Annotated in this window: 16 protein-coding genes; 6 read left to right on the top strand and 10 right to left on the bottom strand. The window is 63.5% G+C overall.

What is annotated here, in order from left to right; genetic code table 11:
• The first annotated feature begins 30 nt into the window (after window positions 1–30).
• A complete protein-coding gene (gene msrA, locus U5L98_RS09610) occupies window positions 31–645 on the top strand; it encodes a peptide-methionine (S)-S-oxide reductase MsrA (RefSeq protein WP_322558096.1) in 615 nt (204 codons plus the stop codon).
• Here the strand turns inward: msrA and U5L98_RS09615 are convergent.
• From U5L98_RS09615 to can, 9 genes are all read right to left on the bottom strand, one after another.
• Window positions 626–1,666 (bottom strand): hydrolase, encoded by a 1,041-nt coding sequence (locus U5L98_RS09615; protein ID WP_322558097.1) that lies wholly within the window; start codon window positions 1,664–1,666, stop codon window positions 626–628. The genes msrA and U5L98_RS09615 overlap by 20 nt on opposite strands.
• A 5-nt stretch (window positions 1,667–1,671) precedes the next feature.
• Window positions 1,672–2,991, bottom strand: a complete 1,320-nt coding sequence (gene pepQ / locus U5L98_RS09620) for a Xaa-Pro dipeptidase (protein ID WP_322558098.1) — start codon at window positions 2,989–2,991, stop codon at window positions 1,672–1,674.
• Window positions 2,988–3,938 carry a LysR family transcriptional regulator gene (locus U5L98_RS09625; RefSeq protein ID WP_322558099.1) on the bottom strand — a complete coding sequence of 317 codons (951 nt, stop codon included), beginning with the start codon at window positions 3,936–3,938 and terminating at the stop codon, window positions 2,988–2,990. Before U5L98_RS09625 ends, pepQ begins: the two co-directional genes overlap by 4 nt.
• 64 nt (window positions 3,939–4,002) lie before the next feature.
• The gene (locus U5L98_RS09630) at window positions 4,003–5,067 is read right to left on the bottom strand and encodes an oligopeptide/dipeptide ABC transporter ATP-binding protein (protein ID WP_322558100.1); all 1,065 of its coding nucleotides are present in this window, start codon (window positions 5,065–5,067) and stop codon (window positions 4,003–4,005) included.
• The gene (locus U5L98_RS09635) at window positions 5,067–6,086 is read right to left on the bottom strand and encodes an ABC transporter ATP-binding protein (RefSeq protein ID WP_322558101.1); all 1,020 of its coding nucleotides are present in this window, start codon (window positions 6,084–6,086) and stop codon (window positions 5,067–5,069) included. The genes U5L98_RS09630 and U5L98_RS09635 overlap by 1 nt, the downstream gene beginning before the upstream one ends.
• A 3-nt stretch (window positions 6,087–6,089) precedes the next feature.
• Window positions 6,090–7,031 carry an ABC transporter permease gene (locus tag U5L98_RS09640; protein ID WP_322558102.1) on the bottom strand — a complete coding sequence of 314 codons (942 nt, stop codon included), beginning with the start codon at window positions 7,029–7,031 and terminating at the stop codon, window positions 6,090–6,092.
• Window positions 7,028–8,074: an ABC transporter permease gene (locus U5L98_RS09645; protein ID WP_322558103.1), complete on the bottom strand. Its 1,047-nt coding sequence runs from the start codon at window positions 8,072–8,074 to the stop codon at window positions 7,028–7,030. Before U5L98_RS09645 ends, U5L98_RS09640 begins: the two co-directional genes overlap by 4 nt.
• Window positions 8,075–8,181: 107 nt before the next feature.
• Window positions 8,182–9,756, bottom strand: a complete 1,575-nt coding sequence (locus U5L98_RS09650) for an ABC transporter substrate-binding protein (protein ID WP_322558104.1) — start codon at window positions 9,754–9,756, stop codon at window positions 8,182–8,184.
• Window positions 9,757–9,903: 147 nt separating this feature from the next.
• A complete protein-coding gene (gene can, locus U5L98_RS09655; RefSeq protein WP_322558105.1) occupies window positions 9,904–10,554 on the bottom strand; it encodes a carbonate dehydratase in 651 nt (216 codons plus the stop codon).
• Window positions 10,555–10,719: 165 nt separating this feature from the next.
• On the opposite strand from can, the gene gorA reads away from it, so the two are divergent.
• The 4 genes from gorA (at window position 10,720) to U5L98_RS09675 (ending at window position 14,787) form a co-directional block, all read left to right on the top strand.
• Window positions 10,720–12,081, top strand: coding sequence for a glutathione-disulfide reductase (gorA, locus tag U5L98_RS09660; protein ID WP_322558106.1), 1,362 nt, complete (start codon window positions 10,720–10,722; stop codon window positions 12,079–12,081).
• 236 nt (window positions 12,082–12,317) lie between these two features.
• The gene (gene ectA, locus U5L98_RS09665) at window positions 12,318–12,896 is read left to right on the top strand and encodes a diaminobutyrate acetyltransferase (RefSeq protein ID WP_322558107.1); all 579 of its coding nucleotides are present in this window, start codon (window positions 12,318–12,320) and stop codon (window positions 12,894–12,896) included.
• Between the two features lie 122 nt (window positions 12,897–13,018).
• Entirely contained in the window at window positions 13,019–14,284 is a 1,266-nt protein-coding gene (gene ectB / locus U5L98_RS09670) for a diaminobutyrate--2-oxoglutarate transaminase (RefSeq protein ID WP_322558108.1), read from the top strand.
• A 92-nt stretch (window positions 14,285–14,376) separates the two neighbouring features.
• Window positions 14,377–14,787, top strand: a complete 411-nt coding sequence (locus U5L98_RS09675; protein WP_322558109.1) for an ectoine synthase — start codon at window positions 14,377–14,379, stop codon at window positions 14,785–14,787.
• Window positions 14,788–14,850: 63 nt separating this feature from the next.
• On the opposite strand, the gene U5L98_RS09680 is transcribed toward U5L98_RS09675, so the two are convergent.
• The gene (locus U5L98_RS09680) at window positions 14,851–15,414 is read right to left on the bottom strand and encodes a DUF3833 domain-containing protein (RefSeq protein WP_322558110.1); all 564 of its coding nucleotides are present in this window, start codon (window positions 15,412–15,414) and stop codon (window positions 14,851–14,853) included.
• Window positions 15,415–15,709: 295 nt separating this feature from the next.
• On the opposite strand from U5L98_RS09680, the gene U5L98_RS09685 reads away from it, so the two are divergent.
• Window positions 15,710–16,564, top strand: a complete 855-nt coding sequence (locus U5L98_RS09685) for an ATP-dependent zinc protease (RefSeq protein WP_322558111.1) — start codon at window positions 15,710–15,712, stop codon at window positions 16,562–16,564.
• Window positions 16,565–16,602: the final 38 nt, after the last annotated feature.

Below are 16,602 nucleotides of genomic sequence, written 5' to 3' on the forward strand. Positions count from 1 at the left end.
GACATTTCACCAGACGATGGAGCCATCGCTATGCCACTGCACCCCGACCATGCTCTCGAAGGGCGCGATACGCCGATCCCGATCAGCGGGACCCACCTGGTCAACGGCCACGCCATGCAGCCCCCCTGGCCGGAGGGCATGCAAGAGATCGTACTCGGGCTGGGGTGTTTCTGGGGAGCCGAGCGGCTCTTCTGGGAGCTGCCGGGCGTGCATGTCACCGCCGTGGGCTATGCCGGCGGGGTGACGCCCAATCCCACCTACGAGGAGACCTGCAGCGGCCGCACCGGCCACGCCGAGGTGGTGAGGGTGGTATTCGACCCCCGTGAGATCGACCTGGAGACTCTGCTTCGCGTGTTCTGGGAGGCCCATGATCCGACTCAGGGCTACCGCCAGGGCAATGACATCGGCAGCCAGTATCGCTCGATCATCCTCACCACCACGCCAGCACAGCGCGAGACAGCCGAGCACAGCCGCGAGGCCTACGGCGAGGCCCTGTCGCGTAGTGGAAAAGGTGAGGTCACCACCGAGATCGAGCCCCTCGAGGCCTTCTACTACGCCGAGGAGTACCACCAGCAATACCTGGCGAAGAATCCGCGTGGCTATTGTGGCCTGAAAGGAACCGGCGTCAGTTGCCCGATCGGTTGACCGTCCTCCTGGCAGACCAGTCTGCCAGACCTCCGGGACATCCCCATGCCTCGAGCTGCTCGCCCACTCGTCGGGCAAGCCAGGACTGCAGACACCCCTCGCGCCACTCCACGAAGCCCACATGCCCGCCATGGCGGGCGATCTCCACCCGCACGGAAGGGGAAGGAGCCGGGAAGCACGTGAAGAGGGCGGGTGGCATGAAGGGGTCATCGTCGGCATGCAGAATCAGCATCGGCAGCGCGATGTCGCCCAGCAGGGGGCCGGCTGAGGCGCGGCGGTAATAGTCCTCGGCCCCGTCGAAGCCGTGCAGGGGCGCGGTCACGGCTTCGTCGTAATCGCGCAGGCTGTCCAGGGCCTGGAGCTCTCGCGGGGTCAGCGACAGTGGCAGCTCGCCACGTGCCAGGCGAGGGACCATCTTGCGCTTCAGGGAGCCGAGCAGGTGGCGCTCGTAGACCCGGGCGAAGCCTCGGTGCAGGGTATCGGCGCAGGCAGCAAGATCCAGCGGTGCGCTGACCACGATAGCGCCGGCCAGGTCCAGCCCGTCGCCGCCCTGTTCTGCAACCAGCTTGACCAGCATGTTGCCGCCCAGGGAGATGCCGGCGGCGACCTTGAGGGCGTGCGGATAGCGATGGGCCAGCTCGCCAATCAGCCAATAGGCATCCCCGGTATCGCCGCTGTGGTAGGCCCGGGGCAGGCGATTGGGCGAGGCCCCGCAGCCACGAAAGTGCATGAGCAGCGCGCGCCAGCCGAGACTGGCGGCGGTGTGCAGCAGCTGTCTGGCATAGGGCGAGTACAGCGACCCCTCGAGCCCGTGGAAGAGCACCAGGATGGGGGCGTCGGCCCGGTCGGGTAGCGGTCGCGCCCAGGCCAGCTCGACGAAGTCACCGTCCGGCAGTTCGAGGATCTCGGTGTCTGCCTCTACCGCCGGCGTCGGCAGGCAGCGGGGCAGCAGCGTCTGGACGTGCCGGTTGCCGAGGCCGGGCGGCGGGCGGAACTCGGCAGCGTGCCAGGTCGCGTCCATCGTTGTCACACCGGCGGGGTGAGGGTGTCGTGGCCGCTGGGCGTGATCACCAGGTTGTCCTCGATGCGGATGCCACCGTGGTCGGCCAGGCCCTCGACGAGCCGCCAGTCGATGTCGCCACCTGCCGCGCCCTCCTTCAGCGGTGCCAGCAGCATGAAGATCACATAGAGCCCGGGTTCCATGGTGACCACCATGCCGGCCTCCAGTTTTCGGGTCAGGCGCAAGGCAGGATCCCGGTCGGGCGGTGGCAGCGGCCGACCCGCGCCGTCGACACGGCCGGCCACGTCGTGAACCTGCAGGCCCAACGAGTGGCCCAGGCCATGGGGGCAAAAGGCTCGGGTAATGCCCTGGTCGACGGCCGCCTCGGGCGTACAGTGGACCAGGCCCTGATCAGCCAGCAGCGCCCCCAGGGCCTGGTGCATCCGCTGGTGCAGGTCGACATAGTCGACACCCGGTGCCAGGGCGTCGATCAGCCGTTGCTGCAGCGCCGTGACGCCCTCGATCAACGGGGCGAAGGCGGGGTCGGCATCGGGCCCGGCCCAGGTGCGGGTGATGTCGGCGCAATAGCCTCGCTGGCGGTGGCCGGCGTCGAGCAGCAGGCTGCGCCGCCTGGCGGGGGCAACGTTGTCGTAATGCTGGTAGTGAAGCACACCGGCGTGGGCATTGAGCCCGACGATGCTGGCATAGGGCAGTGCCGTCTCGCGCTGGCGGGAGGCGCTCAGGTAGGCGAACTGAACATCGAGTTCGGCACCGCCCTCAAGAAAGGCGCGTCGAGCAGCACGGTGGCCGGCCATCGCCTGCTGGTTGGCGTCACGCAGGCAGGCGATCTCATAGTCACTCTTGCGCACCCGGCCCTCGTCCAGTGCGCCCAATAGATCTGTCGGATTGCAGGCGGCGCCGAGCGAATCGGCGAGCGCCGCGGACACGTCACCGAGCACCGCGAAACGTCCGGTAGGCAGGGCAGGCGGGGCATCGTCGCGGCTCATCTCGATCTCGAAGGTCGCCACCCAAGGCTCGTCGGGCAGGCGGGCAGGCAGGTGCCAGAAGTCGTCCGGGGCATGGACCTTTAACCTCGGTCGCTGCCCCGGGCAGATCAGAAGCCAACTACGTGCCAGATCGGCCTGGCCGATCCAGTGCATGAAATGGCCAAAGGCGGCGAAGCTCGCCTCCTGATCGTCGGCGAAGTGGCGGCGGGGGTGGCCGCTGTAGAGCAGCACTCCATCCAGCCCCAGGCGCGTCAGAATTTCGTTGTAGGTCTGTTGCAGGGCCGCCAGGTGATCACGTTGGAGGGTGGCGATGGACGAGGACGTGTCAACTCCGGTCATGAGGGCTCCGTTGAAGAGATTGACGTGGGGTAACGGTGGGTCGCGCCGCTGGATAGTGCCTCCCAGAGGGCCTCGAGGGCGGGCTGAGCGTGACCGCGACGGCGGTAGAGGCGGATATCCAACGGGACTTCCCAGCGCGCATCGCCGGCCCTCACTAGACGACCGACGGCCAGGTCGTCGCGCACGGTGCGTTCGGGTAGCCAGCCCAGGCCGTAGTCCAGGCTGGCCAGCTCGCGGATGTTGCCGCTCTGGATACTTTCGTGGAGCACCTGGAAGTGGGGTGCCGCGGGCAGGTGTTCCAGGTGGCTGCGCAGGGCCAGATCGATCAGCCCGCGAGGGTGGTAGGCAATCAGCGGTAAAGTGTCGCTTACCCCGGCTTCCAGACTGAAGCGTGGGCGGCCATCTGCCTCTGGTAGCGAGATCGGGATCATCCGCTCGGTGCCCAGGCAGCGGTGTTCTAGCCCCTCGGTCTCGGGCATGAGGGAACAGGCTCCCTGCGGCCAGTAACAGAGCACCAGATCGCATTCATCGCGGGCCAGGGCCTCGAAGAAGTCGCTGGCCAGCCAGTTGGTGGCGCGCAGGCAGGGCGTCAACGGAGGGGGTGGGGCCCTGTCGGCCAGCCACTCGGGGAGGAAGTGCGCCAGCAGGCTCTGCGGAGCCGCCAGCCGCAACTGCCCGGCCTGATCCTCGGCCAGGTTGGCCAGCCGCTGCCGAGTGGCAGCGACCCGGCGTGTCACCTCCTGGCAGAGGCAGAGGAACTCCTCCCCCGCCAGGGTCAGCGACAACGGCAGGGTCTGGCGGTTGATCAGGGTAGTGCCCATCTCTTCCTCGAGCAGCTTGATGCGCCGCGAGAAGGTCGGCTGGGTGACGTTCTGCTCATCCGCCGCTCGGGAGAAATGCTGGGTCCGAGCCAGGGCAATGAAGTCTTCCAGCCAGCGCAGTTCCATGTCGCTCCTCGTGGATACCGGAGCCGTGTTTCGGCCCCGGCATTGTGCCATACCGCGATGGGCATCAGTCGATGCGCCCCTCTTCCACTGCGTGACAGGCCACCTGGCCCCCATCGTCGGTGACGATCAGCTGCGGGATCTCCTGACGGCAGCGATCAAAGGCATGCGGGCAGCGGCCATGGAAGACACACCCTGATGGCAGGTTGACCGGGGTGGGCACCTCGCCTTCCAGACGAATGTGCTGAGGCCGGTCATCCTCGAGACGCGGGATCGCCGACATCAGGGCCTGAGTATAGGGGTGTCGCGGCCGGGCGAAGAGCGTCGCCGTTGGTGCCACTTCGCAGACCCGCCCGAGATACATCACTGCTACCCGGGTGCCGAAGTGCTCGACCACCGCCAGATCGTGGGTGATGAACAGGTAGGTCAGGTTGCGCTGCTGCTGGGCCTCCATCAGCAGGTTCAGCACCTGGGCCTGGATCGACACATCCAGCGCCGAGATCGGCTCATCGGCGACGATGAACTCCGGATCCACCGCAAGGGCGCGGGCGATGGCGATTCGCTGACGCTGTCCGCCGGAGAACTCGTGACCATAGCGCCCGCCCCAGTCGGCCGCGATGCCCACCGAGGCCATCACTTCGGCGACCTGCTGCTTGATGCGCTTAGGTGACCAGTCCGGATGGTGCAGGCGGATCGGCTCCTCCAGGGTCTGCTGGATGGTCATCCGCGGATTGAGTGAGGCATAGGGGTTCTGGAAGATCATCTGCATGCGACGGCGGTAGGGCATCAGCGCCTTGTGGGAAAGGTCGTCGATGCGCTGGCCGTCATAGCGGACCTCACCGGCACTGGGGTGGATCAGGCCCATCACGGTACGCGCCACCGTGGACTTGCCGCAGCCGGATTCACCGACCACGCAGAGCGCTTCGCCGCGCTGGATATCCAGATCGACACCGTTGATGGCATGCACGAACTGCTGTTCGCGAACGATCCTGCCACGCTTGAACTTTAGCTGCTCGAGGAAATCCCCGGAGAGCGAAAAACGCTTCTCCACACCGCGGATCTCCAGCAGAGGCTTGGCCGCACCGGGCGCCTGATCAGGGGTCTGGGCCTTGGCTTGGGCGGTCGCATTCATCAGCGAATCTCCTCGGCCGAGATGCGTTCACGTTCGAGCATCTCGGCGACCATGTGGCAGGCAACGCGGCAGTTGCCGGAGGTAACGAAGCCGGGAACCTCGTCGATGCAAGCGCGGCGGGTGGTGCCGTCGGCGCGATCGATGAAGCCGCAGCGCGGATGGAAGGCGCAGCCAGTCGGCAGGTTGTCAAGCGAAGGCATGCTGCCGGGGATCTGATTCAGTCGACTGCCCGGCGTAGCCATCTGGGGCAGGGCGTTGATCAACCCCTGGGTATAGGGATGCTGGGGGTCGTTGATGATCTCCCGGGTCGGCCCCTGTTCGATCACCCGGCCGGCGTACATCACCAGCATGCGCTGGGTGACCTGGCTGACCACGCCCAGGTCGTGGGTGATCAGGATCAGGCCGACGTTGTGCTGCTCGCAGAGCTCCAGCAGCAACGCCATGATCTCGGCCTGGATGGTCACATCCAGCGCGGTGGTGGGCTCGTCGGCGATGATGATGTCGGGATCGAGCAGCAGCGCGATAGCGATGATCACCCGCTGACGCATCCCGCCGGAGAGCTCATGGGGGTACTGGTCGAGGCGTGCCGAAGGCGAGGGTATCTGCACCTGCTCGAGCTTGCGCAGGGCGATGGCCCGGGCCTCACGGGTAGAGATGCGACGGTGGGCCTTGAGGCATTCGACCATCTGCTCGCCGATGGAGAGCACCGGGTTCAGGGTCATCATCGGATCCTGGAAGATCATCGACATGCGGTGGCCGCGAACATGACGCAGCGCCCGGTCACTCATGTCGGTCAGTTCGCGGCCGTCAAACTGGATGCTGCCACCGGCGATATAGCCCGGTTTGGCGATCAGGTTGAGCAGGCTGAAGGCCGCCACCGACTTGCCGGCGCCGGACTCGCCCACGATCCCCAGGCGCTCGCCGCGCTCCAGGCTGAAGCTGATATCGCGCAGCGCCTGAACATCGCCGCGGCGAAGGGCGAAGCGCACATCGAGATGATTAACGTCGAGGAGTGCCATGGATCAGCCCTTGTAGAGTCGCGGATTGAGGACGTCACGTAGCCAGTCACCCAGCAGGTTGATCACCAGTACCAGGACCACCAGCACCAGGCCGGGGATCAAGGTGATCCACCAGGAGCCCGACTGCAGGTAGTCGAAGCCGGACTTGATCAGCGAGCCCAGCGACGGCTGCGTCTCGGGCATGCCCAGGCCCAGGAAGGAGAGGGCGGCTTCGGAAATGATGGCATTGGCCACCTGGACCGTGGAGATGACGAAGATCGGCGAGAGGGTATTGGGCAGAATGTGGCGGAACATGATCCGCCGGCTGGTGAAGCCCATCACCCGAGCCGCATCGACGTACTCCTTGTGGCGCTCGGCCAGCACCGACGCCCGCACCGTGCGCGCATACTGGGGCCATTCGGCAAGGCCGATGATCAACACCAGCAGCGGTACGGCGTAGGCGCTGAAGGTGGCGCCACCGAAGATCGCCTTGACCAGGGCACCCACCACGATGGCCACCATCAGGGTGGAGAATGACAGCTGGATATCGGCCAGGCGCATCAGGAAGGCATCCACGCGTCCCCCCAGATAGCCGGCGAGCAGCCCGAAACTGACGCCCAGCATGGCCTGGAGGGCCACCGCGCCGAAGCCGATGATCAGCGACACCCGGGCGCCATAGAGGATCGTGGATAGCATGTCTCGGCCTTGGGCGTCGGTGCCTACCGGGTAGGCCGGATCGCTGCCTTCGATCCAGAAGGGCGGCAGCTCCGAGGACATGATGTCGATTTGCGCCAGGTCATAAGGATTCATCGGGGCCAGCCACGGGGCCAGAACGGCCACGGCGACCAGGGCGATGAAGACCAGAAGACTCAGCTGGGCGACGAGGTCACGCTTGAAACTGTAGAGCAGGTAGGAGCCACGAAAGCGCGACCAGCGGCTTGCTACCTGGGGTGTCGTGGTTGTCATGCGGGTTTCCCTGTCAGCTTGACGGTGGGATTGACCAGGCCATAGATGAGGTCGACCAGCGTATTGGTGATCACGAAGATCAGCCCCACGATCATCAGGTAGGTGATGATCAGTGGCACATCGGAGCGCTGGATGGCGTTGAGGAACATCAGCCCCATGCCCGGCCACTGGAAGACCGTCTCGGTGAGGATGGTGTAGGCCACCAGGGTGCCGATCTGCACCCCGCCCATGGTGATCACCGGCAGCATGGTGTTCTTCAGGGCGTGCAGGAAGTAGATGCGGCGCAGCGAGATACCCTTGGCGCGGGCGAACTTCACATACTCCGACTGCAGGACTTCGAGCATTTCGGCGCGGATCAGGCGGATGAACAGCGGCAGCATGATCGAGGCCAACGAAACCGTCGGCAGCACCAGATAGGTGAGGCCCTCGAGGGAGGCGAAGTTGGTGGCCCAGGTACCAAAGACGGGTACTGGATCACCACGCCCGTAGGCCGGCATGCCGCCATCGGTGCTGATCAGGTCGTTGAGCCACGCCCCCCAGCCAGTATCAGCGGGAAAGGGGGACCAGCTCACCCCGATGGCGAACAGCTGAATCAGCATGATGGCGGTGAGGAAGACCGGTATGGAAATGCCGATGATCGACACGCCCATGAAGAAGCGCGATAGCCAGGCGCGGGGCCTGATCGCGCTGTAGACGCCGATTGGCACCGAGAGCAGCACGATCAGCAGGGTCGTGGCGAACACCAGTTCCAGGGTCGCCGGCAGGTGGCGCAGGATTACCTCGGTGGTCGGCTGATTGAAGATATAGGAGTAGCCGAAATCCAGCTGCAGGGCATTGCCCGCAAAGCGCAGATATTGGACCAGGAAGGGGTCGTTGAGGCCCAGCTGCTCGCGCAGGACCTCGCGTTCGCTCTCCGGCACCGACTGGCCGACCATCTGCTGGATGGGGTCACCCAGGTTGTCCTGGATAGCGAAGGCAATGACGCTGATGACGAACATCACCAGCAGGGCATGAAAGAGGCGCTTGATCAGAAAGGCGATCATGGCTTGCGTCCGGTGTGCAACACGCGACGACGCACTCGTTGGACGAGCGCGTCGCAGGGGTCAGGGTTTGGGATGGCCGGCCCACGTGGGGCCGGCGCGGGGCAGCCTTACTCTTCCTCGATGACCAGGTCCCCGAGATAGGGGAAGTTCATCACGTTGAGGATTGGCTCGATATTGACGTTGTCTGCCGAGGCCCAGGCCAGGTCCTGCCAATGTAGGGGTACGATGGCCGCCTCTTCATGCAGGGTCTGCTCGACCTGCTGCAGCATCTCGGCTCGCTTCTCGAGGTCGACTTCCAGGTTGGCCTCGGCCACCAGCTTGTCGAGTTCCGGATTGCAGTAGTTGCCGGCGTTGTACTGGCCGGCGCCGGTATCGGCATCCGGGCAGGCCGTCAGATACTCGTGGAAGTTGGCGCTGTCCTCGGTGTCCGAGTGCCAGCCGATCATCATCATGTCCGCAGCACGGTCGTCGTACTCGCCCCAGTACTGAGCCTTGGGCAGGGTCTTGAGGTCTACCGTGACGTTGATGCGCGCCAGCATGGCGGCCACCGCTTGAGCGATCTTGGCATCGTTCACGTAGCGGTTGTTGGGCGCCATCATGGAGATCTCGAAGCCGTCTCCATAGCCGGCATCGGCCATCAGCTGCTGGGCCTTTTCGAGGTCGTAGCGCAGCTCGAGGTCTGCTACATGGCCGGCGTAGCCTTGCGGGGAGAACTGCGACGCCGGGGTGGCAAAGCCCTTCATCAGGCGGTCAGCGATGGCCTCCTGATTGACGGCATAGGCGAAGGCCTTACGCACGCGCGGATCCTGGAAGGCGTCGACGCGTTCCTGGTTCATGTGGAAGAAGATGATTCGCGTGCCGGACATGGTGACCAGTTGGACATCCTCGTCCTCGCGGACCCGGTCCAGGTCGTTGGGTGGCACCGGGGCGATGAAGTCCACATCGCCGGAGAGCAGAGCGGCCACGCGGGTGGCGTTCTCGCTGATCGGCGTGTGCACGATGCGCTCCACGTTGCCGGGCGATTGCTCGTCCCAGTAGCCATCGAAGCGCTCGAACTCCATGCGGTTACCCTTCTGGTGCTCGACCACCGTGAAGGGGCCGGTACCGGAGAGGTTGGCCGAGGCGAAGGAGTTACCGTTCTTGACGATCTCGTCCTTGGGGTCGCCATCCTCGGCGGTGCCGCTGTAGAACTCGCTATCCATGGGGAAGATGTAGGTGGCGAGATTGAGCAGCAGCGGGTAGGGATCGGCGGTCTTGAATTCCACAGTGGTATCGTCGATCGCCGTGATGCTCACTATGGGCTCGAAGATCGCCTTGAAGTCCGGGCTACGCTTGAGGCGCTCGACGGTCCACACGACGTCGTCGGCAGTGAAGGTATTGCCTGTGTGAAATTCGACGTCGTCACGCAGGCTCATGCGCATGGTGGTGTCGTCGACCTGCTCCCAGGCGGTGGCCAGGCGCGGCTCGAAGTCGAGTTCACTGGTCCAGCGCACCAAGGGGTCATGCGTCATGTGGGAGAGCTGCAGGATGCCGCCGGAAAGCTGCTCGTGAATGTCCAGCGATACCGGGTCGGCATCATAGGCCATGCGCAGGGTGGTCTCGGCGCTGGCTATGGTGGGCATTACGGCGGTGGTCATGGCGGCGCCGATCACGCTCGCCAGCAGGGTCTTCTTGAGAGTCATGTGTCATTCCATGCCGGTTGACTTGTTATTGGTGTGAGACCGCGAAGGTCCAATCAATAACATAGTGAGTCCGGCCACGCTGGCACAATCGAAATTGTGACAGCGGTCATGCGCACGGTGAATGAGCTCCGTGGTCAGGGGCCTGACTCAATTCCCTGTGGGCGCGACACGATCGATGCGATACAGGGTGGCGACCTGGTCGAGGCCATGGATACTGCAATCGAGATCGGAAATCCGGCCGTCGCTCAGCCCATAGACCCAGCCGTGCACGGAGAGCGCCTGGCCGCGCTGCCAGGCACGCTGGACGATCTTGGTCCGGCAGAGATTGTTGACCTGGGCCTCGACGTTGAGCTCGCACATGCGGTCAACCTGCTCATCGAGCGGAAGCGATTCCAGAACATCACGGTGAAGACTGTACAGCTCGCGGACAGAATGAAGCCAGTAGTCGACCATGCCGCACTCGCCGCCGACGACGGCCGCCCGCACGCCGCCGCAGCCATAGTGGCCGACCACCATGATGTGACGCACCTTGAGCACGTCCACGGCGAACTGAACCACCGAAAGGGCATTCATGTCGTTGTGGTGGAGCAGGTTGGCGACGTTGCGATGCACGAAGACCTCGCCCGGTGGCAGGTCGATGATCTGGTTGGCCGGTACCCGAGAGTCGGAGCAGCCGATCCACAGGTACTCGGGGCTCTGCTGGCGGGCCAGACGCGCGAAGTAGTCAGGATCGTCGCGGCGCATCTTCTCGGCCCAGCTGCGGTTGTTGGCCAGCAGTGTCTCGATTTCGCGCTTCATGGGAATCCTCCGGACGATTCGACTGGGAACGTAGCTGTGGCCCCTTTTAACCTCGCCTGCCGGGGCGGTCAACTGCTCTCCCGGGGCGTCGCCTCGGCTGGTATGATCCATCTCGAGATTCACAGGCGGGCCGAGCGAGGCTCGATTCTTCGACAGGAGACTTGCGTGTCAGACTTCGACTATGACCTGTTCGTGATCGGGGCGGGCTCCGGCGGCGTACGCGCCGCCCGCACCGCGGCCAGCACCGGCGCGCGGGTCGCCGTGGCGGAGGAGCGCTACCTGGGTGGCACCTGCGTCAATGTGGGCTGCGTACCCAAGAAGCTTTACTCCTATGCCGCCCACTTCCATGAGGCCTTCGAGGATAGCGCCGGTTTTGGCTGGCATCTGCCCGAAGCCCCGCGGTTCGAGTGGACCACGCTGCGCGACAACAAGATAAGCGAGATCAAGCGGCTGAATGACATCTACGGGCGCCTGCTCGATACGTCCGGAGTGCGTCTGATCAACGGCCGCGCCCGAGTGCAGGATGCACACCATGTCACGGTCAACGGCGAGACGATCAGCGCCGAGAAGATCCTGGTTGCGGTGGGGGGATGGCCCTGGGTGCCGGACTTCCCCGGCAAGCAGCATGTGGTCGATTCCAATCGCGTTTTTGACCTCGAGCGCTTTCCCGAGCGTTTCCTGGTGCTTGGCGGTGGCTATATCGCCGTGGAGTTTGCCAGCATCTTCAATGGCCTGGGCAGCGATGCCCACCTGGTCTACCGGGGCGAGCTGTTCCTGCGCGGCTTCGATCAGCAGGTGCGCGAGTTCACCCGCGACGAGATGGCCAAGAAGGGCGTCCAGCTGCACTTCGACGCCAACATCACCTCGATCGAGAAGGTCGAAGGGGGCCTGCGGGTCAGACTCACCAATGGCGAGCAGCTCGAGGTGGATGCCGTACTAACGGCGACCGGTCGTCGTCCCCACCTCGAGGCCCTGGGCCTGGACCGACTCGACATCGCGTTGACCGACAGCGGCCATCTGAAGGTCAACGAGCGTTTCGAGACCTCCATGCCCTCGATTCTCGCCCTGGGCGACGTGACGGGTGGCCCCGAACTGACCCCGGTGGCACTCGCCGAAGCCATGCAGATGGTCAGGCACCATTTCGAGGATACCGAGCCGGCGCCTCTGGACTACCGCAACATCCCCACGGCGGTGTTCTGTCATCCCAACATCGGCACCGTGGGGCTTTCCGAGGAACAGGCCCGCGAAGCGTGTGGCGAAATCCGCGTCTATGTCGCCGACTTCCGACCCATGAAGCACACCCTGTCCGGCAGCAGCGAGCGTTGTTTGATGAAGCTGATCGTCGATGATGCGAGTGATGTGGTAGTGGGGGCACACATGGTGGGTGAAGAAGCCGGCGAAGTGATCCAGGGCATCGCCGTGGCAGTGCGCGCAGGACTCACCAAGGCCGACTTCGACGCCACCGTAGGCATCCATCCCACCGGTGCCGAGGAGTTCGTCACCATGCGCGCGCCAACGCGTTCCTGACGTTATCGCCGGGGCAACGCCAGAGCGGGCCAGCCACCGGGATGGTCCGCTGCACTTTAATAACCTGACATCATCCCAGTGGGCTATTATTGAAAGGAGGCGGCACGACTGGCGGAAGCGGATTGCACAGCATAATTTTCCATTATGGATCCGCGACGTCAGGATAATCATGTTTTTGAATTGCCGGTATGCCGCTGGTATAATCTTTTCTAAATTCGCAACAGCGAACCATGATAATGAACACGACTACCGAGCCCTTCACGCCCTCCGCCGATCTTGCCCGTCCTACCGTGGCTGATGCCGTCGTCGGTCATGAAACGTATCCGCTGTTCATCCGCAAGCCCAATCCCGATGACGGCTGGGGAATCTACGAACTGGTCAAGTCCTGCCCCCCATTGGACGTCAATTCCGCCTATGCCTACCTGCTGCTAGCGACCCAGTTCCGCGACAGCTGTGCCGTGGCCACCAACGAGGAAGGCGAGATCGTCGGCTTCGTCTCCGGCTATGTGAAGAGCAATGCCCCCGATACCTATTTTCTGTGGCAGGTGGCGGTTGGTGAGAAGGCGCGCGGCACGGGCCTGGCGCGTCGCCTGGCGGAAGCCGTGATGACACGTCCGGAAATGGCGGGAGTCCACCACCTCGAGACCACCATTACTCCTGACAACCAGGCGTCGTGGGGTCTGTTCCGCCGGCTTGCCGAGCGCTGGCAGGCACCGCTCAACAGCCGCGAGTATTTTTCCACCGACCAGCTCGGTGGTGAGCACGATCCGGAAAATCTCGTGCGCATCGGCCCCTTCCAGACCGATCGCATCTGAACGCTGCGCTTCTTTTTTTTGGACCCACCTATCTTACTCAAGTGGCAGCTATCCCTTCACCCCTTAAGTCGCGTGTTCGCCGCGTCTTGATTCCTTTCTATTGCTGAAACAGGAGGTCGCACATGCAGACCCAGATTCTCGAACGCATGGAATCCGAAGTCCGTACCTATTCCCGCTCTTTTCCTGTGGTTTTCACCAAGGCCCGGAATGCCCGTCTGACCGATGAGGACGGCCGTGAGTATATCGACTTCCTGGCCGGTGCCGGCACCCTGAACTATGGCCATAACAATCCGAAGATCAAGCAGGCGCTGCTTGACTACCTGGCCGAGGACAACATCATTCATGGCCTGGATTTCTGGACGGCCGCCAAGCGCCGCTACCTGGAAGCCCTCGATGAGATGATCCTGAAACCGCGTGGCCTGGACTACAAGGTGCAGTTTCCGGGACCGACCGGCACCAACGCCGTCGAGGCAGCCATTCGCCTGGCCCGCAACGCCAAGGGCCGTCACAATATCGTGACCTTCACCAACGGTTTCCACGGCGTGACAATGGGAGCCCTGGCCACTACCGGTAACCGCAAGTTCCGCGAGGCTACCGGCGGGGTGCCGACGGTCGGCGGCAGCTTCCTGCCCTTTGACGGCTACCTCGGCGACGGTACCGACACCCTGGACTACTTCGAGAAGCTGCTTGGTGACAAGTCCGGCGGCCTGGACATCCCGGCTGGTGTCATCGTCGAGACCGTGCAGGGCGAGGGCGGCATCAACGTCGCCGGTCTCGAATGGCTAAAGCGCCTCGAGGGCATCTGTCGTGCCCATGACATCCTGCTGATCGTCGACGACATCCAGGCCGGTTGCGGCCGCACTGGAAAGTTCTTTAGCTTCGAGCACGCCGACGTGGTGCCTGATATCGTCACCAATTCCAAGTCGCTTTCCGGCCTGGGGCTGCCGTTCTCTCAAGTGCTGATGCGCCCCGAGCTCGATATCTGGAAACCGGGCCAGTATAACGGCACCTTCCGCGGTTTCGCGTTGGCCTTCACTACTGCTGCCGCTGCTATGGAAAATTACTGGCACGACGACAGCTTCGCCCAGGACGTCCAGCGCAAGGGTGAGATCGTTTCCCGGCGCTTCGCCAAGATTGCCGGCATGATCAGCGAGTTAGGTATCGAGGCCTCGGAGCGGGGCCGTGGCTTGATGCGCGGCATCGATGTGGGCAGCGGCGACATCGCCGACAAGATCACCCACAAGGCCTTCGAGAATGGCCTGGTCATCGAGACCAGCGGTCAGGACGGGGAGGTGGTCAAGTGCCTATGCCCGCTCACCATCACCGATGAAGACCTCAACGAGGGCCTAGATATCCTCGAGACCAGTACCAAGCAGGCGCTAAGCTGATAGTCTAAGGGTGTCGCCACTTGGGCGGCCCGGTCACCGACCGGTCGGCAGGGGCCGACTCGGTCCGATACTGACAACACTGGAGAAGATTCATGATCGTTCGCAACCTCGAAGTCGCCCGTCAGACCGAACGCCTGGTCAAGGCCGAGAACGGCAACTGGGACAGCACCCGCCTGTCACTGGCCGATGATGGTGGCAAGTGCTCCTTTCATATCACGCGCATCTACGAGGGCACAGAGACCCATATCCATTACAAGAACCATTTCGAGGCCGTGTTCTGCATGGAGGGGGAAGGTGAGGTCGAGACACTGGCCGACGGCAAGATCTGGCCGATCAAGCCGGGCGACATCTACATCCTCGACCAGCATGACGAGCACCTCCTGCGTGCCCACAAGACCATGCACTTGGCCTGCGTGTTCACCCCGGGGTTGAGCGGCCGGGAAGTGCACCGCGAGGATGGCTCCTATGCCGCCGCCGAAGCCGATGACAAGAAGCCGCTGTAAGATCGGCCTCATCCGCCGGCACGACGCCCCCGATCCGGGGGCGTCGTCGTTGAGCCCTGGGTTTTAGCCCTGGGTTTCCCGTTCCTGGATCTGCCTATCGAAAACGATGGTGATCTCGGCCAGGGTGACACCGAATTTCTTCATGGCCGTGCGATTGATCAGCCGCCCGTCCGGTTGCAGGTACATCCAGTCGTCCAGGGTGAAGGTAATCTCGCGGCCCGAGACCTCAACAGGCAGCCGGTAACGCATGTTGAAGACATGACCAGCCTGACGCGCCTCCACGGGGTCCTCGACGTCGTTGGCACTTGCCATCCAAAGCCCTTCATCTTGACGCTCGAAGGTCCAGACCCGGCGGTCGGTCTCGCCGTCGTCATAGACGAAGCGCTCGTCTAGCACCAGGGTATCGCCGTCCAGGCGACCCTCGATGTCCACGGTGAAGCGTCGCTGCACTTCACCGCTGTAGTCCTGCACCATTCCCCAGGCGCGCGTTTGTCCGTCGAAGTAGTCGCCGATGTCGAGGCGCGGTGTGGTGCCCGCATAGCGTTCGATATCGACGCTGCTGCAGCCGGCCAGGAGCCCCAGGGGGAGCAGTAGCACGATCAGGCGGAGGAGCCATTTCCTGTACATTCATATTTCCTTTATAGGGTCTGTATAGGAAATGTTAATCGATTCACCATCTCGGCGCTATCCCGGCCTGAGTCGAGCTTTGATGACAAGGCGCCTTGAGCGGTATCAAAAGAGCTGAAATGGCTCACCAGCAAAATGGCTTACCCCCTTAAGTTCGTATAATGTATATTATGTTAAATTGCGCATGATATTTTCATGGGTAGCACTGGCCATGCGCATGCCGTCGCGATTCACCGACGTTGGACAAGGTTGGCGGCGACTCCTTATGATCACGAACCGTTTCGATGCCTGAGCGATGTCTATGCGCCACTGCCTGCCGTCCGTCGGCACTCCGATCGTTGCCACCCTGCTGTTGAGCGGCTGCACTATGCTGCCCGATCGTGAGGCAATGCCGCCGGTCGTTACCAGCGCAGAGTTTCAGGCGCGCATCGACCGACTGGAAGGCGCTGTCACCTCCCGCTGCATGACCGATCATCAGGCCAGTCTCGATCAGCAACTGCATCAGCAGCAGGTGCTGACTGCTGACCTGCGTGAGGTCGGCAGCCAGCTGCGACAACTGCGTGGTGAATTGGCAGGTCGCGACAGCGAGGACGACACCCCTGAAGCGACACGCCAGTGCCGCGACAGCCAGGCGCGCCTGGACAACAAGGAGATCCTCGGGCGCAGCGAATGGATCGGGCTACCCGGTGTCGGCACCTACCTCAAGGCGCGCATCGTCTCCGGTGCTACGACTTCATCGCTGTCGGCTACCGAGCTCATCCGTTTTGAGCGTGACGGCGAGAACTGGGTTCGCTTCAAGCTGGGCCTCAACGAGAACGATAGCGTGGTCGACAGCGTGCGCGATGAGTGGATCGAGGCGTCGGTGGAGCGCCGGGTGCGCATCATCCAGGCTTCAGGCGAGGACTCCCGGCCGGTCATCAGTCTCTTGATGACGCTCGGGCCGTTGCGCGAGACGGTGCAGTTCACCCTCAATGATCGCACCCACCTGGATCATCCGGTGTTGCTGGGTCGCCGTTTCCTGATGGATATCGCCGTCATCGACGTGGCCGAGCAGTACCTTCACGAACGCCCCGAATTTTCCGGTGGGCGTCCGGCAGAGGAAGCCGGCGCCGACGAAGCGGCAGATCGCGCTGAAAAAGCCGAAGAGTGACGTTGTCATTTCGCCTGACTAAAGCCCCATCAAGGAAG

The organism is Halomonas sp. (assembly GCF_034520545.1).
GTDB lineage: Bacteria > Pseudomonadota > Gammaproteobacteria > Pseudomonadales > Halomonadaceae > Halomonas.

Bases quoted from the DNA above. Each gene is read 5' to 3' on its own strand.
- msrA (WP_322558096.1), top strand. From the start codon at position 31: ATGCCACTGCACCCCGACCATGCTCTCGAAGGGCGCGATACGCCGATC.
- U5L98_RS09615 (WP_322558097.1), bottom strand. From the start codon at position 1,666: ATGGACGCGACCTGGCACGCTGCCGAGTTCCGCCCGCCGCCCGGCCTC.
- pepQ (WP_322558098.1), bottom strand. From the start codon at position 2,991: ATGACCGGAGTTGACACGTCCTCGTCCATCGCCACCCTCCAACGTGAT.
- U5L98_RS09625 (WP_322558099.1), bottom strand. From the start codon at position 3,938: ATGGAACTGCGCTGGCTGGAAGACTTCATTGCCCTGGCTCGGACCCAG.
- U5L98_RS09630 (WP_322558100.1), bottom strand. From the start codon at position 5,067: ATGAATGCGACCGCCCAAGCCAAGGCCCAGACCCCTGATCAGGCGCCC.
- U5L98_RS09635 (WP_322558101.1), bottom strand. From the start codon at position 6,086: ATGGCACTCCTCGACGTTAATCATCTCGATGTGCGCTTCGCCCTTCGC.
- U5L98_RS09640 (WP_322558102.1), bottom strand. From the start codon at position 7,031: ATGACAACCACGACACCCCAGGTAGCAAGCCGCTGGTCGCGCTTTCGT.
- U5L98_RS09645 (WP_322558103.1), bottom strand. From the start codon at position 8,074: ATGATCGCCTTTCTGATCAAGCGCCTCTTTCATGCCCTGCTGGTGATG.
- U5L98_RS09650 (WP_322558104.1), bottom strand. From the start codon at position 9,756: ATGACTCTCAAGAAGACCCTGCTGGCGAGCGTGATCGGCGCCGCCATG.
- can (WP_322558105.1), bottom strand. From the start codon at position 10,554: ATGAAGCGCGAAATCGAGACACTGCTGGCCAACAACCGCAGCTGGGCC.
- ectA (WP_322558107.1), top strand. From the start codon at position 12,318: ATGAACACGACTACCGAGCCCTTCACGCCCTCCGCCGATCTTGCCCGT.
- ectB (WP_322558108.1), top strand. From the start codon at position 13,019: ATGCAGACCCAGATTCTCGAACGCATGGAATCCGAAGTCCGTACCTAT.
- U5L98_RS09675 (WP_322558109.1), top strand. From the start codon at position 14,377: ATGATCGTTCGCAACCTCGAAGTCGCCCGTCAGACCGAACGCCTGGTC.
- U5L98_RS09680 (WP_322558110.1), bottom strand. From the start codon at position 15,414: ATGTACAGGAAATGGCTCCTCCGCCTGATCGTGCTACTGCTCCCCCTG.
- U5L98_RS09685 (WP_322558111.1), top strand. From the start codon at position 15,710: ATGTCTATGCGCCACTGCCTGCCGTCCGTCGGCACTCCGATCGTTGCC.